The 690-nt window shown below is 72.3% G+C and carries 1 protein-coding gene and 1 pseudogene; both read left to right on the top strand.

Translation table 11 applies throughout. The features are described 5' to 3' along the window. Positions 1-447 (top strand): ABC transporter ATP-binding protein (locus PINTE_RS23420; RefSeq protein WP_169798581.1); only part of this gene is annotated, 447 nt, incomplete at its 5' end. Continuing rightward, a pseudogene (locus PINTE_RS19335) lies at positions 448-690 on the top strand (glycosyltransferase); the annotation flags it as partial.

The raw sequence follows: 690 nt of genomic DNA, 5'->3' as shown, positions 1-690 counted from the left end.
CGCGAGAACGTCATCCTCGGCGGGCTGGCGGCGGGGCTGTCCCGCAAGGAGGTCGAGGAGCGAGCCGACCAGGTGGCGGACTGGGCCGAGCTCGGCGACTTCATCGACGCGCCGATGCGCACGTACTCCTCGGGCATGTTCTCGCGGTTGGCGTTCTCGGTGGCCGTGCACATGAAGCCCGACATCCTCATGGTCGACGAGGCGCTGTCGGCCGGCGACGCGAAGTTCCGGGAGAAGGCCCAGGCCAAGATGGAGGAGCTGCGCCATTCGGCGCGCGCGGTCTTCCTCGTCAGCCACGCCCTCGGCAGCGTCAAGGAGATGTGCGACGACTGCATCTGGCTGCACAAGGGGCGCATCGCGATGCACGCGTCGCCGCAGGAGTGCATCGACGCGTACACGCAGTTCGTCAAGGTCGGCAAGACGCCGCAGACGATGGAGGACCTGTAGGTGTCCACGCAGCGGCGCGCGCCCGTCGACGTCACGATCGTGACGTCCGGTCACGACGTGGCTGACGCCCGGCTGCACCGGGAGGTGGCGGCCCTGCTCGCGCGCGGGCTGCGGGTCGAGGTCTTCGGGCTCGGGGAGGCGGCCGACGCCCCGCCGGGGGCGATCGTGCGCACCTGGCCGCGGCAGGGCTCGCTGCGGCGGGCGCGGCTGGCGGCGCGGATGGCGGCCCGCGCGAACGGGCGG

Origin of the sequence: Piscicoccus intestinalis NBRC 104926 (genome assembly GCF_001515525.1) — a bacterium.
GTDB classification, from domain to species: Bacteria; Actinomycetota; Actinomycetes; order Actinomycetales; family Dermatophilaceae; genus Kineosphaera; species Kineosphaera intestinalis.
The sequence above is the reverse complement of the archived record's forward strand: the minus strand, read 5'-3'. Positions and strand labels throughout refer to the sequence as shown.